Here is a 21,700-nt window from a genome sequence, read left to right as displayed (position 1 = left end):
AGCTACCGCGGCGCAAACGCCGTCGCCTTGATTTCCACCAGTCCGCCATCGGGGTTCAGATCCGCGACGCCCAGTTCCACCGCGGCCGGATACGGCGCGGCAAAGAACTCGTCCCGAACGCGGCCGATCGCGGCCAGCTGTCCGGCTTTATCCAGCGCCAGGCGTTCGCTGCCGAAGACATGGAACATCTGCAGCTCGACGACATCGTCCAGTTGCGCGCCGCAAGCCAGCAGCAAGCGCTCGATCTGCCGGAAAACCGCACGCAATTCGTCGCAGAACGCGGCCTCGTTCATCGGCTCGGCGTGCCGGTTGCACGCGACCACGCCTGAGAGACAAACGAAGTCGCCGACGCGCCGGGCAGGGGCATAGTGGAACTGCGCGACATCGGCCTCGAGCTCGGCCGGGATGACAGCCATGCCGTTGCGGGTCGGAATCTGTCGAACTTGGGTGGGGATGGACTGGGTCATGTAGCTGGCTTCTTGATTTTGACTTTATCGATCGGTACAAAAATCAGTAAAAAACAACGGGCGAGTGGGCCCGTTACTGTGTTGCTTCAAGGGAACGGCGCTCGGATGCGCGAGCGCGGTCCGGCGAGGATAATTTGTTTTGTACCGATCAGTCAAATAATGCGGGCACGTCGTGGTGCAATTGCTCCGCGCGTTGGCCCGCACGGCCAGTCACGGCGACTCCTCACTCCGCGCGGATATTCGCCCGCGCCGCGACGGCACGCATTTCCGGCAGCTCCTTTTCGACCCGCGCCTTGACCGCGGCGGCATTGCCATAGGCCGGCGTCAGCGCCAGTTCGACGAGACGAGCGCGCGTGGCCGGCGCATTGACGACGTCGGCCAGCGCCTTCTCCAGCTTCTGCTGGACCGGTGTCGGCAGCCCCGCCGGTGCGATCAGCGCGAACCACGTGCCCATCTGGAAGCCCGGATAGCCGCTCTCGGCGACTGTCGGCACCTGCGGCAATGCCGGCAGGCGCTGCGGCGACAGCACCGCCAGCGGACGGATCCTGCCGGCCTTGATCAGCGGCAGGCCAGCCACGACGGTGTCGACCGCTACCTGGACCTGGCCCCCGGCCAGCGCCGTCAGATTGGGCGCGCTGCCGTTGAAGGGCACGTGCACCATGCGGATGCCGGCGGCCGCCTTCAGCATCTCGCCGCCGAAATGCACCGACGAACCGGTGCCGAACGAGCCGTAGGAGAACTTGTCCGGGTCGGCCTTTGCCTGCGTCACCAGATCCTTCAGCGAATGCAGCGACGTGTCGGGGTTGGCGACCAGCACCAGGTTCATATCGGCGACCAGGCCCAGCGGCGTGAAGCTCTTGATCGGGTCATAGGCGAGGTTGGGCCGGATCGCCGGGTTCAGCGTCAGCGTGGTGCTTGCGGCGAGCAGCAGGGTGTAGCCATCGGGCGCGGCCTTGGCGACTTGCGTGGCGCCGATCACGGTGCTGGCGCCGGGCTTGTTTTCGACCACCACGGTTTGGCCGAGCTTCTCGCCGAGGCCCACCGCCAGCAGACGCCCGAGCACATCGGTCGCGCCGCCGGCGGCAAACGGCACCACCAGACGGATTGGGCGCTCCGGATATGTCTGCGCCGTGGCTGGCGCCATGGTGGTCGCCAGGACGGCGATCAGGCCGGTGCATGCGAGGAAGAATCGCTTGGGGGGCAGCTTCGGGGGCATTGCGGTCATCAAGGGCACTCCTGCCAGCAGTGGTGAAGTTCGAATTCGGTCGGGCGGCTGTGGGATCGCCGGATGTGGCGGGGCTCAACCCAGCCAGGGACTGCGCACCCGCGAGAAACCGCCCGCCTGGTCGTAGGCATGGCCGAGCTGCAGCACGGCGGCATCGGTCTGCGCGGGGCCGATGATCTGGATGCCGGCGGGCAGACCGTTCGGTCCGAAGCCGGCCGGTGCGGCCAGCGCCGGCAGACCGGCCATCGTCGCCGGCACCACGGTCTGCATCCAGCGGTGATAGGTGTCCATGTCGCGGCCGTCGATCGCGTGCGGCCAGTCCCATTCGGCGTCGAACGGAAATACCTGCGCGGCGGGCAGCACCAGATAGTCGTAACGCTCGAACAGCTGGACCAACGTCTGATACCAGGCGCTGCGCACGCACATCGCTTCGTAGACGCGCGGGCTCGGCAGCGCCATGCCCCGTTCGATTTCCCACGCGGCCTCGGGCTTGAGCATCGCGCGCTTGGCAGGGTCGTGCCACAGCGCGGCATTGGCGCCGGCCACCGAGAAGCTGCGCAGATCAATCCAGGCATGCCACAGCGTTTCCAGATCGAATGCCGGCAGAGCGGGATCGACCGTGCAGCCCAGCGTCCGGAAATTGTCCAGCGCGCGGGCGCAGGTATCGAGCAACCCCGGATCGGTCGGTAGTTGGCCGTTCATATTGCCCAGCCAGCCGATGCGCACGCCGCTCCAGTCGCGCTCCGGCGGCAACACAAAACTGCCCGGCGGCTCGCAGCGGCGCGTCAGCGGCAGGCGCGCATCGAAACCCGCCTGCACCGACAGCAACAGGGCCAGGTCCGGCACGTTGCGTGCCATCGGACCGGCCACGCTGAATTGCTGGAAGAAGACCTCGTCGGTCGGGCCGTGCGGCACCAGGCCGAACGACGTGCGCAACCCATAGACATGATTGAACGCTGCCGGCGTGCGCAGCGACCCCATCATGTCCGAGCCGTCTGCCACCGGCAGCATGCGCAGCGCAACGGCGACCGCCGCGCCGCCGCTGCTGCCGCCCGCGGAGCGCGACGGATCGAATGCATTGCGCGTAGTGCCGTAGACCGGGTTGTAGGTATGACCGCCCAGCCCGAATTCGGGCGAATTGGTGCGTCCGACGAACAGCGCGCCGGCCGCGCGCATGCGCGCGAAGATCGCGGCATCGGTCTGCGTGACCTGACCGGCGAAGATCGGCGAGCCCTTGGTGGTCACCATGCCCGCGGCCGGGCTGATGTCCTTGGGCGCCTGCGGAAAGCCATGCAGCGGTCCGCGGCTTTGTCCGCGGGCGAGCTCGGCATCGCGCTCGGCCGCCTGGGCGCGCAGCGTCTCTCGGTCCATCGGGGCAACGATGGCGTTGACGCGCGGGTTGTGGCGATCGATCTGGTCGAAATAGGCGTCGAGCACCTCGACGCACGAGACCTCGCGCGCGTGGATGGCTCGGGACAGTGCGACGGCGTCGAGTTCGACGATCGGATTGGCCGGTTGGCTGGAAGGGGCTTGGTCGGGCGACATGGTCTGGGTTGTCTCCTTCGTTGATGCGGCAAAGCATACGGGCCGGTTGGGATTTCGCACAATCGACGATTATTTCAAATATCCTTGCGTAAAACGCAAACCGGATTGGGCGCCTTGCCCTGGAGAGCCGAACCGATGCTGTCGCACCGCCTGCAGGACACCTCGCTGCGCTATTTCCTCGAAGTCGTCCGCAGCGGCTCGCTGACCGAAGCCGCCCAGCGGCTCAACGTCACCGCGTCGGCGGTCAGCCGCCAGGTCGCCTCGCTCGAGGCGCTGCTCGGCGTGCCGCTATTCGATCGCCGCCCGCGCGGCATGGTGGCCAGTGCGGCTGGGGAATTATTGGCCGCCTACGCATTGCGCGGCGCTCTGGAAGCCGACCGCGTCGTCTCGGAAATCGCCGCGCTGCAGGGCCTGCGGCGCGGACGTGTGCGCATTGCCAGCTCGGCCGGCTTCGCCATCGACTTCCTGCCGCGATGCATCGCCGAATTCCGCGCGCGCTATCCGGGACTGCACTTCCATGTACGCGTGGCACCGCCCGCTGAAGTCACCGGCATCGTGCTGCATGGCGACGCCGACATCGGCATCACCTATAGCCGCGCCGGCGAGCAGGGCATCCGCGTCGAGCATCGGCAGCCGGCGCCGGTAATCGCCATCATGCGCCCCGACCACCCGCTCGCGCGCTTTCGCAGCGTGACGCTGGCCCAGATGCAGCCGTATCCGCTGGCATTGCCCGAGGCCGACAACACGGTGCGCCAGCTATTCGATATCGCCGCCGGCGAACGCGGCATCGTGTTCGAGCCGGTGCTGGTCACCAATCATTTCGAGACGCTGACTAGCTTTGTGCTGCATGGCGGCGGGTTGTCGATTTCCGGTGCGGTGACGGTGGGAGACCGGTTGCGCCGCGGGGAACTGCACGCTTCCGTGATACGGGAGCGGGGGATGAAGGGGCGTTCGATCGAACTGCAGACTTTGGCGGGGCGGACGTTGCCGGAGGGGGTGAGGGCGTTTCTCGGGTTTGTGCGGGAGAGGTTGGGGGCGGAGGCGGGGGCGGTGGGGTGATGTGTTCCTCGAGTGTGTTGAAGGAGGAGTCCCGCCTTCAGTAGGGTCCAGACTCTAGCCGTACCCACCGTAAACACCGCCATGCCGCCGTGGAAACCAGGTACAGCATACGGGCATTGACGGTCCTTTGTTGCGGGCAGAGCGAGGGTGGGGCTTCGGGATTGAAAGGAAGATGGCAAATCTCGGCGATGTGTTCCCAATGTACAGCGTTTGGAGTGCGCATGTTCGAAATGGAGAGCGACATGAAGGGCGCGCCTGACCCGTTCGAACTGAAAGTGATGAGACTCGCCTTGCAAGGCGAAGCGGACTGGATCGCAGGCATGCGAGCTCAGATGCCGCATCTCACTGTGTCCGTACGCCGCACGACAGGCCGTGGCTTTATGACCGACTTCATCTGTGCAGAAGAAGCGAACCCGGTTAGCGTTCCCTGCCAGGGTAACGGTCTTCCCGTAACGCAGTATCCGCCCGCCATCAACGCGAGGCGGCGCGAGCCGGTAGAGGGCCTGGTCAGTTTTATCGTCTGGCTAGGGGATGATGGGAGGATTTCTCAATTGGAAGCGTGCTCCTTAACAGACGATGAGTGGCCCGACGATCCATTCAGTAGCTTTTACGATTTTCAGGACGATAGCGGAAATACATTAGAAAAATAGAAATGATATCTCGATTGAGGAAAATAGGCGTTTCCTCGCGACAGCTTGAATCTTCATCCACTGGAACAAGTTGGCTGTCCGCGTCATGAGATCGTGTAACTGGCAAGCGATCCATGGATTCAAGTCACCCGGCGAATACACACGCTTCTGCGCCTGGATTGAAGCGCAACTAGATGCCGGGTTGGTTGAGCAGCTTCCAGTAAGGGAGCCGAGTAGCGACCTGATATTCGCGGTGGAAGAGCGTTGGTATCGGTGCAAGGCCTGCGCGTTTCCGAGCGCATCATGGTAGTCCGAACGCAGCCTAACCAGACGGCACAATATTCGCCTCCCGCGCTGGCCAGATTGAAATGCGCTCCGACGAGTGGTTCAAAGCTGATCAGGTCGCTGGGATATTTGTTGCCTTCCAAAATGGACTGCCGGAACCAGGATACGTCAGGTGGAGGAATGCACCGTGCTTCTGAAAATTTCGCTAGGCATGGACACAGCTCATCGGTAAGGTGGGGCTGAATACACCTCAAAAGGTGCGCCTGTACGCTGGGCTGTGGAAGGCGTGCGGGACGGGGCAGATTCGCGTCATTGTAGAGCCTCGTGGTGAAGGCATCATTACTATATATCCGAAACAATGAGGCGGAAATGAGCAAATTTATGAATGTGGAAGCCATCATTGCCGCAGTACTGGAGGAGCTGGGCTGCGCCTTCCCTGACGACACCGTAAAAAATGTTAGGGAACTGCTGGACCATGGCGAGCCGGGTATTGCACTAGAGACCTTATGTGCACAGTTGATTGAATACCAGATCCAGTTTTCTCCTGCTATCCGGGCTCGTTTGCGGGCGGCTGCTGATTTGATGGGTATGCCTATGACTGACCTAGACGGAGCAGTTTCCAGATGGGGTAACCACTCGGGGCTACCAGGGGCCTGACCAGCGGCGATTGTGGGGGAAGGTGCAATCGGCGGGGCCACTTCTTCCATTGTTGCACCGCTTGAAGGGAAGGCCTCAATATCGAAACGAACGGGGATCGGGCGGAACCTGCGAACAGGGCGGTGAGAAAAATGGTCATGGGGCCGGTTGCTACGACCCCGGCACGACCCGACGCCCGTGCCCGGCAAGGCCACCTATATCGATGGTCAACTGAGCCCCGCGCTGTCGGCCGGCTTCGGCCCACAGATTTTGCTCGACAACCTGCCGGAGACGCTGCAACCGGGATCGACGCTGTTCTACTACAACCCGGAGGAAGAGAACCTGCTGCTGCAGCAGGCCGCGCTTAAGCAGACCGGCAAAGCCAGCTTCATCGACGGCCTAACACCGGACAGCAAGCAAAACCTGTCGGCCGCGCAGGTCGAAAAGGCGATCCTGTACCAGAACGCACTGGAATACGCGCAGGCAAACGGCGTCCAGCTCGGCGAGGCATTGACGCAGGCCCAGGTCAACGAGCTCGACAAGCCGATGCTCTGGTACGTGGAACAGACGGTTCCCGACCCCAGTTGCACGGCGACCGGCACCGCGACCTGCCCGACCATCACCGCGCTGATGCCGCAGATCTATCTGCCGGCCGATATGCAAGCGATGTCGGCGGGCGGAAATATCAGCGGGCATAACGTCACGCTCAATTTCAATCAGGATGGGAATGGAAGCATCCTGAATACCGGCACGATCAGCGCCACCGGCAATCTGTCGGTTGACACGCAATCGCTGAGCAACCAGGCCAATGTGGTTGACATTGGTGCCATCTGGAGCAAGGTATCCGGCGGCTATCTGAAGACGAGTGGCACGCAGGTGCAGCCCGGCGGTTTCATGGCCGCGGCACAGATGGACATCAATGCCGAGCGCATCAATGCCGTCAACGACGCCTTCCAGATCCGCAAGGCCGACGGCAGCATCGACCGCGAGGCGTCGGATGCGCTGGTCGCGCAACTGAAGGCCAATCTCGGCCTCGATTACACCAGCAGCACGGTGAAGGACGATATCCATCAGGATTTCGTCAAGGAGAAGAAGGGGCTGCCGACTTTTGTCGTGATGGCGCTGGCAGTCGCTGCATCGGTGCTGACAGCCGGCGCAGCAGCAGGGGCGATGGGCGTTGCATTGGCCAATATGACGCTTGGCCAAGCGATGATGACCGCGGCGCTATCCAGCATCGCGAGCAGTGCTGTCAGCCAAGTTGCGTCTGGACAAGGGTTGAACTTCGGCAAGCTGGTGATGGCGGGCGCCGTTGGCGCAGCTACCGCTGGATTGACGCACGGAATCACTTTTGATGGGTCCAGCTTCGGGTTTAGCGAATGGGGGCAGTCGCTGAAGGGAACCAACACCCTTGCGAACCTCGCTGGTACGACCAGCGTGTCAGGCGTCACGCAGGCAATCAAGGACGGAGGCAGCAATCTTCTTTGGCAGCAGGCCGTAGGCGTGATTGGCACTGGGTTGGTTAGTGCCGGGGTCAATACGGCAATCTACGGTGGGAGTTTTGGTAGTGCGCTGATTGGCAACCTTGTGAGCCAAGGGGCTGCGCTCGGTGCCAACGGAATCGGCTTAAACCTCCCTGGCATTGGGACGCCCGGGGCTGACGCCGGCACGATACTCGCCAACGCGCTGGCTCACGGGGCGTTGGGGTGCGCTGCTGCGAGTGCCACGGGCAGGGACTGCGCAGGTGGTGCAATCGGCGGAGCCACTTCCGCAATCGTTGCACCGCTTGTGGGCGAAGCCCTCAATATCGAAACGAACGGCGATCGGGCAGACCCGGCCAACCGGGCGATAGTGGCCGCACTTGCGATGCTCGCGGGAAGTGGCGTGGCGGGAGCCTTTGGGGTAGACGAGCTGGCAGCAGCGGAAGCGGCACAGAACGAAGCGCTGAACAACTACCTGAGCGCGAAGCAGGAAAAGGGGTTGATTGATTCGCTTAAATCGTGCGCGACGCGGGACACCCAATGCGTGGCGAAATGGACTTCATACTATGCAAGCGTCGATACGATGCAACAGCAGGTTGCTCAGAACTGCACGCTCGACAAATGCACGACGATTGCCAATGACGCGCGCGCGCCGTCCATCAACACCGATGCAAATCTTGCGCTCTGCCAAGGAGTTCCATCATGCGAAGACCTGCTGAACCGCTTGCCCGCTCAGAACGTATCGGCGCAGGCGAGCGCGCTGAGTCGGTGGAACAGCACGAAGAACGCGCGTGCACAGCGCCTAAGTGAGCAAGCCGCCGAAACTTCTACCGGTTCGTCCATCTGGTCGAAAATCTTTGGGCAGCTCTCACCGGTTGATGCGTCAGGTGCCGTGGACGTTGCGATTGGTGCCTTAGGAAGCATCGGAAGTCGACCCACACCACCGCAGTCTGAAAAGGACGTTGGCAGCGACTTAGGAGGAGGCCACAGGGCCCAGATCAGCTATAAGGATGGTAAGGAGGTCCCGTACGGCACAGCCGGCAGTGTGCGGCCTGACTTCGTGGCAGCAGATGGATCGGCTAGTTTCGAGGTGAAGAACTACAATATCGCCACAAACTCAAGCGGATTAATCAACAATGTTGCACAACAGGCGATCCAGCGCGCTCGTAACCTTCCGGCCGGCATGGAGCAGAACGTTGTTATAGATGTACGGGGCCAGGCGGTGACAGACGCGCAAAAGAACTTGATCGTTCAAAGCATTGTGCTGAAGTCGAACGGGGTCATTAGTCCAACGGAAATACAGTTCAAAACGCGATGAGAAAAATTGGGTTCCATGGTGGTCACACGATATACGAGCTTGGTCCTGTACCGGATGTGGTGCTATTTTTTGAGTGCCTAAGTATCTACGTGGAGCGGCAACATCCCGAGCAGAATTGGAGTCTGCTGACGGACCGTCTGTACCGCCGTTATCTTCGCTTGGAGGAACTTGATGCAGCGTCGGCTCTGATGGAGCAAGCGCGAGCGATATTTGCCGGGGTGCCTTGTTCGGTAGTTGAATGGGACCCGCGAATGCTGGGGAATGAAGATAAAACTTGGCTGGACCCGACTCTACCGACGTTGGCGGATGTGTTCGGAAAATACTTTGAGCACTTCCGGAGCGCGCGAACCTCGGCAGAATCCTTCCAGATGGCCTTCAATGTCTATCAACCTGTTAGAGTCGTAATTTCTGATCTAGCGGGATTTGCTCGCGACAAGAAAAAGCCTTTGGTGGAGTACGACATGCTAGATGGCACACCATTTTGGCTGCAATAAACAATCCAAGAAATAATGATATTTCGATAAGAGGTATCGCGGGAACAGGGTGGTGTGACACGAACAGAATTGGAAAGAGGGCTGGCGGAAATTGGTGTCCACATGCAACAATTATTCGTTGGGCGGCATTCGGTCAAGCGATTGTGTACGTGTGATGGCTGAAGCTGGTGGATGGTGAGTTTATTAAGTTGAGCGTGATAAGCCTGATTGGCTGGGGTCTTTAGTGCTGTCGAGGACGCGTTTGACTTTGTTTATGCGACATTCGGCAAGTGGCGTGGTGTTAGTCCGTCTTGAGTATGAATTAAAAGCATCGTAGCTCCCAAGGTGGGGACTATGATCGTCGGTTATAACTTTGAAAAGACAGAGGGCGCAGCATCTTCTTGATGAGGGCTGAAAATGTGCGTGGACCAAAAGAAATTGAGTGTAGAACAGGCGTACCGCGCAATGTTTTACTTTCTGGAGAAAGAATATGAACGAACGGGGGCAGACGAAATTGGCGGCCTTTTGAGTTCGCTTGCTTGGACGATAACGGAAGGCCGCGGGCCAGCCGATCTTGGCGCTTGGCAAGATTGGCGGGACGCCGTTGAAAGGGTATTGATGACTGAAGGCAACGCCTCTCCTCCTCACTATTGATGGCCTTTTTTGATGGAGCGCTTCTTAGGTGCTCGACGCGAAGCTTGCAGACAGCCTAAAGATAGCGACGTTCTGGAACCTCGAAAGGCTACTTGCAATACACGTTCCCATTTTCCGGTCGGCTCCAGGGGTTGTTCACCCGCACTGAGCCCATAAGCTATAGATATTGGGACGCCCTTCGCGATCTCGACTCTGAGGGGAATTGTCACAGGTACCGTCAATAATGACCAAAACATTTCCTACAGTACGGAATCTGTTCTCCGCCTACCTGAACCAAGATTTTGATGTCATCTTCGGTACTGCCGACGGGTAGGATGTGCGCAGCCAGAGGGCGTTGCTTGAACGTGGCCGTTCGGGCTTGAAAGATAAGAGCGGCGCGACAAAAACTGGCTCTGGCACTGCGCCAATATGCCGAAAGGAAGAAGACAATGAAGGCGGGTCGTTGGGTCGAAGTTTTCGATCTTTATGAGTGGCTGCCAGCATACGGCGAGAATGCCGTTTTACTCTCCAACACTGGCCACGAACTCACTGTCTCAATTGACTATGACGGTGACAACGGTGGTGTTTATCGCCGGGAGTTGATCTTTGAGGCTACTTGTTTCTTTTGCCAAGCAGCGATGCCAGGTCCCTACATGTTGGATCTGGATCATGAAAGCAAGCCAACGCCCTCGAGCCTGGGAGCTCTGGTCCAGTACCCGGATTCGGAGGCGGCACTTGTTTGGCGCCAGCACTTTGGAGATGCTCGGGAGGTCAACGACTACAGGATATTTTTTCTTTCAGAGAACCTCATGCTAGAGGTGCTAGCAAAAAGTGCAGCCTTAAATGAAGCAAGCCGGCTGTCGTGATGCATAAGCAGTAATCGGCATGGCCGGTCACCTTCAACGAAGCTCGCAAGCACGTCGGAGCGGCAGACTAGGCAAATCGCGAGGCTCTGTGAGCCTTTGCGGAAGATCTAGCCCCGCTGCAATCTCCCCGGAACGCCACCACCGCTCGTGACATCCATCCCCATGAAAGGACCCGATTGCCCACGCCGTCCGGCGCCGAGGCCACCGGGTTCGTTTAATGGAGGAGCGATGCCATGAAGCACATCCTGACCGCCTTATCCCTATGCTGCGCCGCGACAATAGGTTGGGCCCAGTCCCCCAACGATGCTCAAATCGCCGCCATCGTCGTCACAGCCAACCAGGTCGACATCGACGCCGGCGAACTGGCGCGAACGAAGGCGAAGTCCAAGGACGTGAAGGAGTTCGCTGACTTGATGGTCACAGACCACTCCAGCGTCAACAAGTCCGCAATGGACTTGGCCAAGAAGCTCAATCTCAAGCCTGAAGACAACCCGACCGCGCAGACCCTGAAGCGGGGAGGGGAAGCAAACATCGCCAAACTGAAGGGGCTCAAGGGTGAGGCGTTCGACCGGGCCTATGTCGATCAGGAGGTTGACTACCACCAGGCCGTACTGGACGCCCTGGACAAGACCCTGGTGCCGAGCGCGAGCAACGCCGAATTGAAGGCGCTGCTGGTCAAGGTGCGGCCGGCCTTTGTCGCGCATCTGGAGCATGCGAAGCAGTTGCAGGCCTCGCTGCCCAAGAGCAAGACCGTCACCAAGAACAAGAAGCCATGATTCGCAGCCGGGGGACCGTCCTGGGATCGCTGGTGCTGGCGGCGGTCCTTGGCGGCACGGAAGTCGGCGCGGCGACCTATATTGTCACCATCGAGGGCATGGAATTTCGTCCTTCGACATTGGTGCTGCACCGCGGCGATCGCGTCGTCTGGGTCAATCAGGATCTCGTGCCGCATACCGCGACCGCGGCGGACGGTAAGGGCTTCGATTCCGGCCATATCGCGCCCGGTGCGTCATGGGAGCTTGTGGTGCAGGGCCAAGGATCGCTGCCCTATGTCTGCACGCTCCATCCGACCATGCAGGCGGTGCTTGAGGTTCGCAAGCGATGATCCCTTCCAGTGCAACGACGCTCGCCACCGGCAATCCGCATCACGATGACCAGGAGCTTGCCGGGCGTATCGCGGCGGGCGATCGTTCGGCGTTCGAGTTGCTGATTCGGCGGAATAACAGGCGCCTGTACCGGCTGGCGCGCGCGGCGCTGCGCGACGACGCGGAAGCCGAGGACGCCTTGCAGGAGGCTTATCTATCGGCCTATCGCGCGATCGGCGAATACCGCGGCGACGCGGCGCTGGCAACGTGGCTGTCGCGGCTGGTACTGAATCAATGTCTTGGTCGACTGCGCCGCCACGCGCGCCGCGAGAAGGTGATTCCGATGGTGACTTCATCGGGGGATGACGCTATGGAGCACGACTATCCCGCACCCGAAGACGATGCGCCCGACCGGGCCTTCGCGCGTACCGAGTTGCGCGGACTGATCGAGCGTCAGCTGGACCGCTTACCCAAGGCGTTTCGTCTCGTATTCGTGATGCGGGAAGTCGAGGAAATGAGCGTGGAGGAAACCGCGCAGTGTCTTGATATTCCAGAGGCAACCGTTCGCAGCCGGCATTTTCGTGCGCGAAGCGTGCTGCGCGAGGCGCTGGCTCGCGAAATCGATCTGGCCGGACGCGATCTGTATGAATTCGGTGGCGTGCGGTGCGATCGGATCGTGCAGGGCGTGATGGCACGACTGGACCGCGAGAACGCAGGCAAGGCCTGAACAAGCCCAGGCCCACAACACCGCCGATAACGCCGCAAGGAGACCCACGATGACTACCTCACTCTGGCGCGGCACCACCAACCCGACCGGATCTCCGATGCTGGTCGAGGACATCCAGACCGATATCGCCATCGTCGGTGGCGGCATTACCGGCGTCAGCCTCGCATGGCGACTGGTGCAGGCGGGCCGCAGTGTGGTGCTGCTCGAAGCGAATGCCCTCGGCGTCGGGGATACCGGCAATTCCACCGGCAATCTCTATGCGACGGTCAGCAGCGGCTTGCGCGCCCTTCGGCAGAAGTGGGGCGACGACGTCGTGCGGCAGGTCGCGCAGTCGCGCGCAGAGGCGATGGATTGGATCGAGGAGCACGTTCATCGCCTCGGCATCGATTGCGCGTTTCGGCGTTGCCCTTTGGTTCGTTATGCGGCATCGGCCGATGCGCGCGACGGGATCGAGGCCGAGTTCGAGGCGTCGCTGGCCGCCGGCCTACCAATTCGGAGGGAGGGCGCCTTGCCTACGGGCTTGCCGCACGCCCACGGCGATGCGCTTGTGCTGGAGCAGCAGGCGCAATTTCATCCGCTCGCCTATGTGCTAGCGCTGGCCCGGCATGCCGTCGACAATGGCTGCCGCATCTTCGAGCGCTCGCCGGTGGTCGAAATCGACCGCTCGCAACAGCTGCTGCGAACGGAGCGCGGCAGCGTCAAGGCGCAGCACATCGTGCTGGCCACGCATTCGCCGAGCGGCTTTCATCTGATGCAGGCCGGCATGGTGCCGCATCGGGAGTATGGATTGGCTGCGCCATTGAACGGCGACTCCTTTCCGGCAGGGATTTTCTACGCCGAAGGCAGCGAGCGCTTGTCGGTGCGCGGTCTTGATACCACGCAGGGCAACTACCTTGTATGCGTCGGCCAGACGGCCAAGACCGGTCAGCATGACGCGGCGGCGGCCATGACCAAGCTCGAAGACTCGGCGAGGCAGCGTCTCGGCATTCGGCAAATTGCCTTTCGCTGGTCCGCGCAGAATTTCCCGTCGCCGGACGGGCTTCCCTATATCGGCAAGGACGCGTTCGGCAGTTACGTGTCCACCGGTTTCGCCACCGACGGCCTGACCTACGGCACGCTGGCCGCGGCCATCATCGCTGACCAGATTGTCGGGGTCGACAATCGCTGGAGCGAGCTCTACAAGGCGACGCGGCTGACCGCCGTGAAGTCCGCAAAGGGCACCGCCGAGGAAATGGTCAGCATGGGCAAGGCGCTGATCCAGGACTATCTGACGCGACGACAGCACGAGCAGCTGCAGAGCCTCGCACCGGGAAGCGCCGCGATCGCGGAACTGGAAGGGGAGCGCGTCGCGGCCTATCGCGATCCCGCTGGACGGTTGTTCGCGGTATCGCCGGTCTGCACGCATATGAAATGCATCGTGCATTGGAACGCGGTCGAGGCAAGCTGGGATTGTCCATGCCATGGCAGCCGTTTCGCGCCCGATGGCAGCGTGCTGTCCGGACCGGCGCTGGCACCGCTGACCATCAAGCTGGTACCGGACCAGGAAAGCGGAACCTGAGCCGACGCGACCGTGCCTGAATCGCCGTCGTTCTGCACTGCGGAAAATGGCGGAAAACCCCAACATGTCGCGGCCTGGAACACCCATTAAGATGAACCGGCAGCAGCGGGACCTCAAGACAACAGCCGGAGACATCAGCATGGATCGACGACAGTTCCTCGGCGCGGCGGCCTGCGCCACCGCGACGCTGGCGGCAAGCGGCCTGGCGCCGCAAGCATGGGCCGCCGCCGATTGGCCAAGCCGGCCGATCCGCCTGGTGGTCGCCTACCCGCCGGGCGGCGGTACCGACGTGGTCGCGCGCCTGTTCGCCGACTACTTCACCAAGGTCATCGGCCAGTCCGTGGTCGTGGAGAACAAGCCTGGCGGCGCGACGATCCCTGCCACGCAGGACGTCATTCGAGCGAAGAACGATGGCCATACGCTGCTGGTGACGCTGGGCTCGTCGGCGACTTCCGGTGCCCATATCAACCGCGTGCCCTACGACCCGCTGACCGATCTGACCGCATTGGCGGAGCTCGGCAAGGCCCCGGTCGTGATGGTCGCAAACAAGGACGCGCCATTCTCGTCGCTGAAGGAGTTGATTGCCTGGTCCAAGGCCAATCCCGGCAAGCCGCTGCATTCGGCCTCGTACGGCCCCGGCACCTCGTCGCACTTCGGGCCGCTGCTGTTCAACCGGCTGTCCGGCACCCATATCGAGCCGGTGCTGTACAAGGGCTCGGCGCCGGCCACGCAGGATCTGGTCGGCGGCGTGGTGCCGCTGATGATCGACGGGCTGACCACGGGCGTGCCGCTGTATCAGGCCGGCAAGACGAAGGTGCTGGCGACCACGATTCCGGAGCGGTCCGATCTCGCGCCCGGAGCGCCGACGTTCCGGGAGCTGGGCTTTCCCGAGATGGAGCAGCTGAGCGGGTATTTCGCGCTGTTTGGTCCCAAGGCGATGCCGAAGGAGACCGTGGAAGCGGTATCGGCCGCGGTGCGCAAGGTGCTGGCCGATCCGGCCTATCACAAGCGGCTGGCCGGCGTCGGCGTATTGCCACCGCAGGCCGTCACGCCGGACGCCTTTGCCACGCAGATCAAGACCGATCATGCCCGCTGGGGCAAGTTCATCAAGGACATCGGCTTCAAGATCGACGGAACCTAGGCGCCAGCGCCAGCTCCCGTACCATCGCGGGATTTCCCATCCGGGGCGCGGTGCCCTATGCTACGGGCTTTGCGTGGCCTGCCGACGCATCGGATGGGCCATCCGGCCCGCCGCGGGCGCCACGCCAGCCTGGAATCAGAGGACCCGCCTTGAAGGCCGATAGCAGCGCGTCGACCGTCGACGACTACCAAAACCTGTTCGATCTCGCGCCAGTCTCGTTGTGGCTCGAAGACTATAGCGACCTGAAACGGCATCTCGATGGCCTGCGCGCGGGCGGCATCGTCGACCTGCGCGCCTACCTGCATGGCCATCCCGACGAGGTCGCCCGTTGTTCGTCGCTGATGCGGGTCGTCAACGTCAATCGCCGCACGCTGGAGCTCTACGGCGCCCGGGATCTTGCCGACCTGGTCGGCAATCTGGACAAGGTGTTTCGCGACGACATGTTCGAGCAGCATGTCGAGGAGCTGGTGCAGCTGTGGGAGGGGAAGGGGGCGTTTTCAGGACAGTCCGTCAATTACACGCTCGACGGCCAGCGTCTCGATATCCAGCTGTCCGGCCGCGTGCTGCCCGGCCACGAGCAGCTTTGGGACCGCGTGCTGCTGTCGATCGACGACATCACGCAGCGCCAGCGTGCCGAGCGCGAATTGCGCAATAGCCGGCAATATGCGGTCGGGCTGTTCGAGCATTCTCCGGTGTCGCTGTGGGTCGAGGATTTCAGCGCGGTCAAGGTGCTGATCGATGAGGTGCGCGCCGCTGGCATTACCGATTTCCGGACCTTCCTGAACGTCCATCCCGATTTTGTCGCGCGCTGCATGCAGGAAATCCGCGTGATCGACGTCAACCAGCAGACGCTGCTGATGTTCAGCGCGCCGTCGAAGGCGGTGCTGTATTCCCGGCTGGGCGATGTGTTCCGGGACGACATGCAGCAGCATTTCGCCGAACAGCTGGTCGATCTGTGGAACGAGAAGCTGTGGCAGCAGCGCGAGATCGTCAACTATGCGCTCGACGGCCGCCAGGTCGATGTGTACATGCAGTGGTCGGTGTTCCCAGGTCATGAGGCGGAATGGGACCAGGTGCTGGTATCGCTGACCGATATCACCGCGCGCAAGAAGGCCGAGGCCTATGTCGAATTCCTCGGCAAGCACGACGTGCTGACCAAGCTGTACAACCGCGCGTACTACGAGGACGAACTGGCGCGGCTGGGCCGCAAGGGCCCGTGGCCTGTCAGCGTCATCGCGGTCGATCTGAACGGGCTCAAGCAGGTCAACGACAACCTGGGCCATGCCGACGGCGATGCGCTGCTGCGCCGCGCCGGCGAGGTCCTGAAGAAGGCTGTCGGCGACGGCTTCTGCGTGGCGCGCGTCGGCGGGGACGAGTTCATGGTGCTGCTGCCGGACCGCGACGAGCACGCCACGGCCTCGGTCGTCGCGCAGATCGAGCAGGTCGTCGAGCTGAACAACCAGTTCTATCCGGGCGCGGCGCTGAACTTCGCGATCGGCGCGGCTACCTGCGCAGTCGGCGAGCGGCTGACCGATACGGTCAAGCAGGCCGACGCGCGCATGTATGCGGCCAAGCGCGCCTTCTACGAAAAGCTGCGGGCGGAGCGGGAACGCCGCCGCAGCTAGCGTCACCCGCGCTGGGCCATCAGTCGCGTTCGCCCATCGCCGGGTCGGACACCAGGTCCTTGCCCGTTTCGATGCGCCCGGCGAAGCGGCGGCGGAAGCTGCCCTGCTGCGTGGTCACGGTGAAGTCGTACCAATTGCCTTGCGAGCCGACCGGCCAGTGCTGGTCCAGCTGCTTGCCCGCCGGCACCTCGAAGGTCCACGGACCGTCGTTCCGATAGGCGTTCGGCACCACGGTGAAGGTGCAGGCGCTGGTGCCGGCGTTGATCATCGTCAGGTAGACCGCCGCGTTGGCGATGTCGTAGCAGACACGAATCTCAGGGGCGCTGGCGCCCGCGGTGCCCAGCGTGCTGACGTCGCCGCGCAAGCTCCGATGGAAGCCATTGGGCCCGAGCACGAACAGGTCGTAGCGGCCTTCGTCGCTGGCGAACACGTCGTAGCGGCCATCGAGCTGCTTGCCGGGTTCGACGGTATAGCGGCGCGGCACGCGGTCCAGGTGCAGGCGATCGTAGACGTGAAAGACCGCGGTGGCGGTTCCGGTATTGCTGAACAGCAGCCACATCGCGCGTCCGCTGGCGTCTTCCCGCCCGCTGACGTGCAGTTCATACGGCAGCGCGCGCGACGGCCGCGTTCCGGTTGCCTGCGCGGGCAGCTGCTGTGCGCTCGTCGCCGGCAGTGGCACCTGTGGCAACTGGCCCTGCGCGGTGCGGATCGCGTCGGCGCTGGTCTTGTCGCGCGTCGGCAGCGTCGGCAGCGTCTCGGTATTCGGGTTGACGAAGTTGAACGCCGAGGTCAGGTCGCCCGCGATCGCGCGGCGGTAGGCGCTGATATTCGGCTCCATCACGCCGAAGCGGGCCTCGAGGAAGCGCAGCACCGAGGTGTGGTCGAACACCTGCGAGTTGACCCAACCGCCGCGGCTCCACGGCGAGACCACGTACATCGGCACGCGCGGGCCCGGGCCATAGGGATTGCCATCGGTGTGATATTCGCCGTCGGTCGCCACCGTCGAGGCGCCGGCCAGCGTGCCATTGTCGAAAGCGGGCGCGCACGGCGGCGGCACGTGGTCGAAGAAGCCGTCGTTCTCGTCGAAGTTGATCAGCAGCACCGTGCGGCTCCAGACCTCCGGATTGGCCGTCAGCGCGTTCAGCACCTCCTGCGTATACCAGGCGCCTTGCACCGGACTCGACGGCCCCGGGTGTTCGGAGTAGGTGGCCGGCGCGACGATCCACGACACCTGCGGCAGCGTTCCCGCCGCGATATCGTCCTTCAGCGCCTGCAGAAAGCCGCCATCCGGCATCGTGTTGCCGATGCCCTTGATCAGCGGGCTGATCGCCTCGTCCGCGGGCGTGTACGGCGGATACGGGCTGCCGTTGGGCTGGTTGCCGCGCGCCGCATTGGCGTCTCGGTATTGCTTGAAGCCCGCCAGCGGGTTGTCGGTGAAGTTGTCCGGCAGGTTCTGATAGACCTTCCAGCTGACGCCGGCCGCCTGCAGCCGTTCCGGATAGGTGGTCCAGCGGTAGCTGATGCTGGTCGCGTCGAGCGAATCGCCGCGGTTGTCGATCACCGGGCCGCCCATCGCGCCGGTCGGGTCGTTGGTGCCGGTCCAGTGGAACAGGCGGTTCGGATTGGTGCCGCCGTGGAACGAGCAGTAGTACGCGTCGCAGATCGTGAAGGCGTTGGCCAGCGCGTACTGGAAGTCGAGTTCGGCTTCGGTATAGAAGCCCATCGAATGCGGTTCCTTGTACGTCGGCCACTGGTTCATGCGGCCCAGGTCCCAGGCGTCCTGCGCGTCGGGATAGCTGTGCGGCGTGCCGGCGACGCGCTGCGCGTTGCCGGCGCTGCTGTCCAGGTGGTAGGGCAGCACGACGCGGCTGACACCGTTCTCGGTATAGGTCTGCTCGAAGACGTTGCGTCCGCCGGCCAGCGGAATCGGAAAGCGGTCGCCAAAGCCGCGCACGCCTTTCATCGTGCCGAAGTAGTTGTCGAAGGACCGGTTCTCCTGCATCAGGATCACGACATGTTCGACATCGCGAATCGTCCCGGTGGCGTTATTGGCGGGAATGGCCAGGGCGCGGCGAATTGCAGGCGGGAATGCGGCCAGCGTGGCGGCAGCGGCGGCGCCGGTGCTGGCGAGCTTCAGGAATTGACGGCGGCTGTTCGATGGCATGGCGAAAGGCGGCTGGGATGGCGGGATGGTACCGGCAGGGCGGCGATCGGGAAACCATGGGCGCCGGCGCGGAGACAGCAGGGCGCCGGAGAGTCGAAGCCGGCACCGTACCCGACCGCGATGTCAGCGCCATGACGTCGCGATGACAGCGGCCGCTTTGCAACACGGCAAGCGATCGACATCGGGTCACAGTGTCGTCATCCATGCGCACTAGGCTGGCGGGATTTCCGGAACGGCTTCCCCATCGATCCGGAATCTTTCCCATCCTTCTTCCACGCCAGCGAAGGTCCTAATGCAAGCCCTGAGAATGACGAGAGCGCTGTTGGCCGTTCTTCTGACCACCGCCGTGCTGACCGCCTGCGGCGGCGACGACGACAAGCCGGGCGAAACGCCCAAGCCGCCGGAGACGCCGAAGCCGGAACTGCGCTGCGCTCCGTGAGCGCACCTAGCGCACCTAGCGCCCCGAGCGCCCTGCGCACCCCGGCAACCGGCGCACCTTGCGCCATCGAATCTCCGCCTCCGACCACAACAACAAACAGCAATGACCTCTCGCCGCAGATTCCTGCAGGCGAGCGCGGCTGCCGGTTTCTCGGCCGCCGCGCTCGCCGCCTTTCCCCCGAGCATCCGCCGCGCGCTGGCCATTCCGGCCAACAATGCCACCGGCACCATCATGGACGTGCAGCACGTGGTGATCCTGATGCAGGAGAACCGCTCGTTCGACCACTACTTCGGCACGCTGAGCGGCGTGCGCGGATTCGGAGATCGCATCACGATCCCGATGCCGAACGGCCGCAAGGTCTGGCAGCAGGAGCGCGCCAACGGCACGGTGATCACGCCCTACCATCTGGATGGCACCGCCAACAACGCGCAGCGGGTTGCCGGCACACCGCACTCGTGGAAGGACAGCCAGGAAGCGTGGGACCACGGCCGCATGTCCCGCTGGCCGGTCGCCAAGACCGACACGTCGATGGGGTATTACAAGGAACAGGAGATCCCGTTCCAGTTCGCGCTGGCCAACGCGTTCACGATCTGCGATGCCTACCACTGCTCGATGCATACCGGTACCGACGCGAACCGGTCGTTCCATCTGACCGGCACCAACGGCCCGGTGCCGCAGAACGTCGCCTTCGTCAATAACGAGTGGGACGCGATCAACGGCATTCCGTCGGACGCGAATATCGGTTACACGTGGAAGACCTATGCCGAGCGGCTGGAAGAGGCCGGCATCAGCTGGATCAGCTACCAGAACATGCCGGACGAGTGGGGCGACAACATGCTCGGCGCCTTCCAGACGTTCCGCCGCGCCAATCTGGCATCGGGCTTTCCGGTGTCGAGCGGCGGCGCCCCGGGCGCGCCGTACAACAACACGGGGCAGCCGCTGCCGTATCACGCGTACGATCCGGCGACCGACAACGCCAGCAACCCGCTGTACAAGGGTGTCGCAAACACGCTGCCGGGAAGCCGGCCGGACCAGTATCTGGACGCCTTCAAGCGCGACGTGCGCGAAGGCAAGCTGCCGCAGGTATCGTGGATCAACGCGCCGTCGATCTACTGCGAGCATCCTGGGCCGTCGAGCCCGGTGCAAGGCTCGTGGTTCCTGCAGGAAGTCCTCGATGCGCTGACCGCCAATCCCGAGGTCTGGAGCAGGACGGTGCTGATCGTCAATTTCGACGAGAACGACGGCTATTTCGATCACGTGCCGTCGCCGTCGGCGCCGTCGCGCAATCCGGACAACACGCTCGCCGGCAAGACGACGCTGAGCGAGGAGCAGCTGGCGCCGGAGTATTTCACGCAGCCGCCGCCGCAGGGCAGTACCAGCCAGCCGGCGCCGGATGGCCGTGTCTACGGCCCGGGCCCGCGCGTTCCGCTTTACGTGATCTCGCCGTGGAGCCGCGGCGGCTGGGTCAACTCGCAGGTGTTCGACCACACGTCGGTGCTGCGCTTTCTCGAGGCCCGCTTCGGCGTGCAGGAGCCGAACATCAGCCCGTTCCGGCGCGCCGTCTGCGGCGACCTGACCAGCGCCTTCAACTTCAAGACACCCAATAGCGAAGCGCTGCCGACGCTGGCCGGCCGCACCACCCGCGATGCCGCCGACGCGCTGCGCGCCGCGCAGCAGCGGCTGCCGGCCGTGCCGGTGCCGCGCGACATGGCGCTGCCGCTGCAGGCACCGGGCACGCGTCCTTCGCGCGCGCTTCCCTACGAGCTGCATACCAGCGCGCGGTGCCAGGCGTCCGGCCAGGTCGAACTGCTGTTCTCGAACACCGGCACGCAGGCCGCCGTGTTCCACGTCTACGACGGCCACAAGCTCGACCGCATTCCACGCCGCTATATGGTCGAGCCCGGCAAGACGCTGTCCGATACCTGGAACGCCGCGTCCGACAACTTCGGCCGCTACGATCTGTGGGTGCTGGGTCCCAACGGTTATCACCGGCACTTCAAGGGCGATCTGAACCGGCTCGGCGGGACGCAGGCCGCGCCCGAGATCCGCGTCTGCTACGACATCGCCAATGGCGACGTCTACGTGGACCTGCTCAATCCGGGCGCCGCCGCATGCCAGTTTGCGATCGCGCCGCTGGCCTATCGCAGCGACGGCCCCTGGCAGGTCGACGTCGCCGCGGGCGGCACGGCGTCACGTCACTGGTCGTTGGCCGATAGTGGCCAGTGGTACGACTTCGCGGTGACGTGCAGCAGCGATCCGGCGTTCTATCGTCGCTTTGCCGGCCGCGTCGAGACCGGGCGGCACACGGTCAGCGACCCGGCGATGGGCGAGGTCTGATTGCCGCGGA

The 21,700-nt window shown here is 63.2% G+C and carries 17 protein-coding genes and 1 pseudogene; 14 read left to right on the top strand and 4 right to left on the bottom strand.

Annotated elements, in window-relative coordinates; translation table 11 throughout:
• Positions 1 to 2 precede the first annotated feature (2 nt).
• The 3 genes from M1D55_RS05155 to M1D55_RS05145 form a co-directional block, all read right to left on the bottom strand.
• Positions 3 to 467, bottom strand: coding sequence for a Rid family hydrolase (locus tag M1D55_RS05155; protein WP_456280287.1), 465 nt, complete (start codon positions 465 to 467; stop codon positions 3 to 5).
• A gap of 223 nt (positions 468 to 690) precedes the next feature.
• Positions 691 to 1,692: a Bug family tripartite tricarboxylate transporter substrate binding protein gene (locus M1D55_RS05150; protein ID WP_456280286.1), complete on the bottom strand. Its 1,002-nt coding sequence runs from the start codon at positions 1,690 to 1,692 to the stop codon at positions 691 to 693.
• A 75-nt stretch (positions 1,693 to 1,767) separates the two neighbouring features.
• On the bottom strand, positions 1,768 to 3,237 hold the full coding sequence (locus M1D55_RS05145; RefSeq protein ID WP_456280285.1) for an amidase: 1,470 nt from the start codon (positions 3,235 to 3,237) through the stop codon (positions 1,768 to 1,770).
• 135 nt (positions 3,238 to 3,372) lie between these two features.
• Here M1D55_RS05145 and M1D55_RS05140 point away from each other — a divergent pair, with 135 nt between their 5' ends.
• From M1D55_RS05140 to M1D55_RS05080, 13 genes and pseudogenes are all read left to right on the top strand, one after another.
• Positions 3,373 to 4,296 (top strand): LysR substrate-binding domain-containing protein, encoded by a 924-nt coding sequence (locus M1D55_RS05140; RefSeq protein WP_456280284.1) that lies wholly within the window; start codon positions 3,373 to 3,375, stop codon positions 4,294 to 4,296.
• A gap of 221 nt (positions 4,297 to 4,517) precedes the next feature.
• Positions 4,518 to 4,946 carry a hypothetical protein gene (locus M1D55_RS05135; RefSeq protein ID WP_456280283.1) on the top strand — a complete coding sequence of 143 codons (429 nt, stop codon included), beginning with the start codon at positions 4,518 to 4,520 and terminating at the stop codon, positions 4,944 to 4,946.
• 633 nt (positions 4,947 to 5,579) lie between these two features.
• Positions 5,580 to 5,867 (top strand): MafI family immunity protein, encoded by a 288-nt coding sequence (locus M1D55_RS05130; RefSeq protein WP_156526489.1) that lies wholly within the window; start codon positions 5,580 to 5,582, stop codon positions 5,865 to 5,867.
• A gap of 168 nt (positions 5,868 to 6,035) precedes the next feature.
• A pseudogene (locus tag M1D55_RS05125) lies at positions 6,036 to 8,642 on the top strand (DUF637 domain-containing protein); the annotation flags it as partial.
• Positions 8,639 to 9,136 (top strand): hypothetical protein, encoded by a 498-nt coding sequence (locus M1D55_RS05120; protein ID WP_082928441.1) that lies wholly within the window; start codon positions 8,639 to 8,641, stop codon positions 9,134 to 9,136. The pseudogene M1D55_RS05125 and the gene M1D55_RS05120, both read left to right, overlap by 4 nt.
• 402 nt (positions 9,137 to 9,538) lie before the next feature.
• Entirely contained in the window at positions 9,539 to 9,769 is a 231-nt protein-coding gene (locus M1D55_RS05115) for a hypothetical protein (RefSeq protein ID WP_082928483.1), read from the top strand.
• 428 nt (positions 9,770 to 10,197) lie between these two features.
• Positions 10,198 to 10,614, top strand: coding sequence for a hypothetical protein (locus M1D55_RS05110; RefSeq protein ID WP_456280282.1), 417 nt, complete (start codon positions 10,198 to 10,200; stop codon positions 10,612 to 10,614).
• 233 nt (positions 10,615 to 10,847) lie between these two features.
• A complete protein-coding gene (locus M1D55_RS05105; protein WP_064575183.1) occupies positions 10,848 to 11,390 on the top strand; it encodes a DUF4142 domain-containing protein in 543 nt (180 codons plus the stop codon).
• Complete coding sequence (locus M1D55_RS05100) at positions 11,387 to 11,719, top strand: cupredoxin domain-containing protein (protein WP_064575185.1); 333 nt, start codon at positions 11,387 to 11,389, stop codon at positions 11,717 to 11,719. The genes M1D55_RS05105 and M1D55_RS05100 overlap by 4 nt, the downstream gene beginning before the upstream one ends.
• Positions 11,716 to 12,426, top strand: a complete 711-nt coding sequence (locus M1D55_RS05095; protein ID WP_064575186.1) for an RNA polymerase sigma factor — start codon at positions 11,716 to 11,718, stop codon at positions 12,424 to 12,426. Before M1D55_RS05100 ends, M1D55_RS05095 begins: the two co-directional genes overlap by 4 nt.
• Before the next feature lie 49 nt (positions 12,427 to 12,475).
• Entirely contained in the window at positions 12,476 to 13,984 is a 1,509-nt protein-coding gene (locus M1D55_RS05090; protein WP_456280281.1) for an FAD-dependent oxidoreductase, read from the top strand.
• 139 nt (positions 13,985 to 14,123) lie between these two features.
• Positions 14,124 to 15,125 carry a Bug family tripartite tricarboxylate transporter substrate binding protein gene (locus M1D55_RS05085; RefSeq protein ID WP_064575189.1) on the top strand — a complete coding sequence of 334 codons (1,002 nt, stop codon included), beginning with the start codon at positions 14,124 to 14,126 and terminating at the stop codon, positions 15,123 to 15,125.
• Positions 15,126 to 15,274: 149 nt separating this feature from the next.
• A complete protein-coding gene (locus M1D55_RS05080) occupies positions 15,275 to 16,750 on the top strand; it encodes a sensor domain-containing diguanylate cyclase (RefSeq protein WP_064575190.1) in 1,476 nt (491 codons plus the stop codon).
• A 19-nt stretch (positions 16,751 to 16,769) separates the two neighbouring features.
• On the opposite strand, the gene M1D55_RS05075 is transcribed toward M1D55_RS05080, so the two are convergent.
• Positions 16,770 to 18,914 (bottom strand): phosphocholine-specific phospholipase C, encoded by a 2,145-nt coding sequence (locus M1D55_RS05075; RefSeq protein ID WP_064575191.1) that lies wholly within the window; start codon positions 18,912 to 18,914, stop codon positions 16,770 to 16,772.
• A gap of 541 nt (positions 18,915 to 19,455) precedes the next feature.
• Between M1D55_RS05075 and M1D55_RS05070 the strand changes: the two genes are divergently transcribed.
• Positions 19,456 to 21,690 (top strand): phosphocholine-specific phospholipase C, encoded by a 2,235-nt coding sequence (locus M1D55_RS05070; protein WP_064575192.1) that lies wholly within the window; start codon positions 19,456 to 19,458, stop codon positions 21,688 to 21,690.
• The last annotated feature ends 10 nt before the right edge of the window (positions 21,691 to 21,700 follow it).

The organism is Cupriavidus sp. JZ107 (genome assembly GCF_053903255.1).
This window is presented reverse-complemented; position numbering and strand designations above follow the sequence as displayed.

Coding starts and splice junctions, on each gene's coding strand:
- M1D55_RS05155 (WP_456280287.1), bottom strand. CDS start 467: ATGACCCAGTCCATCCCCACCCAAGTTCGACAGATTCCGACCCGCAAC.
- M1D55_RS05150 (WP_456280286.1), bottom strand. CDS start 1,692: ATGACCGCAATGCCCCCGAAGCTGCCCCCCAAGCGATTCTTCCTCGCA.
- M1D55_RS05145 (WP_456280285.1), bottom strand. CDS start 3,237: ATGTCGCCCGACCAAGCCCCTTCCAGCCAACCGGCCAATCCGATCGTC.
- M1D55_RS05140 (WP_456280284.1), top strand. CDS start 3,373: ATGCTGTCGCACCGCCTGCAGGACACCTCGCTGCGCTATTTCCTCGAA.
- M1D55_RS05135 (WP_456280283.1), top strand. CDS start 4,518: ATGTTCGAAATGGAGAGCGACATGAAGGGCGCGCCTGACCCGTTCGAA.
- M1D55_RS05130 (WP_156526489.1), top strand. CDS start 5,580: ATGAGCAAATTTATGAATGTGGAAGCCATCATTGCCGCAGTACTGGAG.
- M1D55_RS05120 (WP_082928441.1), top strand. CDS start 8,639: ATGAGAAAAATTGGGTTCCATGGTGGTCACACGATATACGAGCTTGGT.
- M1D55_RS05110 (WP_456280282.1), top strand. CDS start 10,198: ATGAAGGCGGGTCGTTGGGTCGAAGTTTTCGATCTTTATGAGTGGCTG.
- M1D55_RS05105 (WP_064575183.1), top strand. CDS start 10,848: ATGAAGCACATCCTGACCGCCTTATCCCTATGCTGCGCCGCGACAATA.
- M1D55_RS05100 (WP_064575185.1), top strand. CDS start 11,387: ATGATTCGCAGCCGGGGGACCGTCCTGGGATCGCTGGTGCTGGCGGCG.
- M1D55_RS05095 (WP_064575186.1), top strand. CDS start 11,716: ATGATCCCTTCCAGTGCAACGACGCTCGCCACCGGCAATCCGCATCAC.
- M1D55_RS05090 (WP_456280281.1), top strand. CDS start 12,476: ATGACTACCTCACTCTGGCGCGGCACCACCAACCCGACCGGATCTCCG.
- M1D55_RS05085 (WP_064575189.1), top strand. CDS start 14,124: ATGGATCGACGACAGTTCCTCGGCGCGGCGGCCTGCGCCACCGCGACG.
- M1D55_RS05075 (WP_064575191.1), bottom strand. CDS start 18,914: ATGCCATCGAACAGCCGCCGTCAATTCCTGAAGCTCGCCAGCACCGGC.
- M1D55_RS05070 (WP_064575192.1), top strand. CDS start 19,456: ATGACCTCTCGCCGCAGATTCCTGCAGGCGAGCGCGGCTGCCGGTTTC.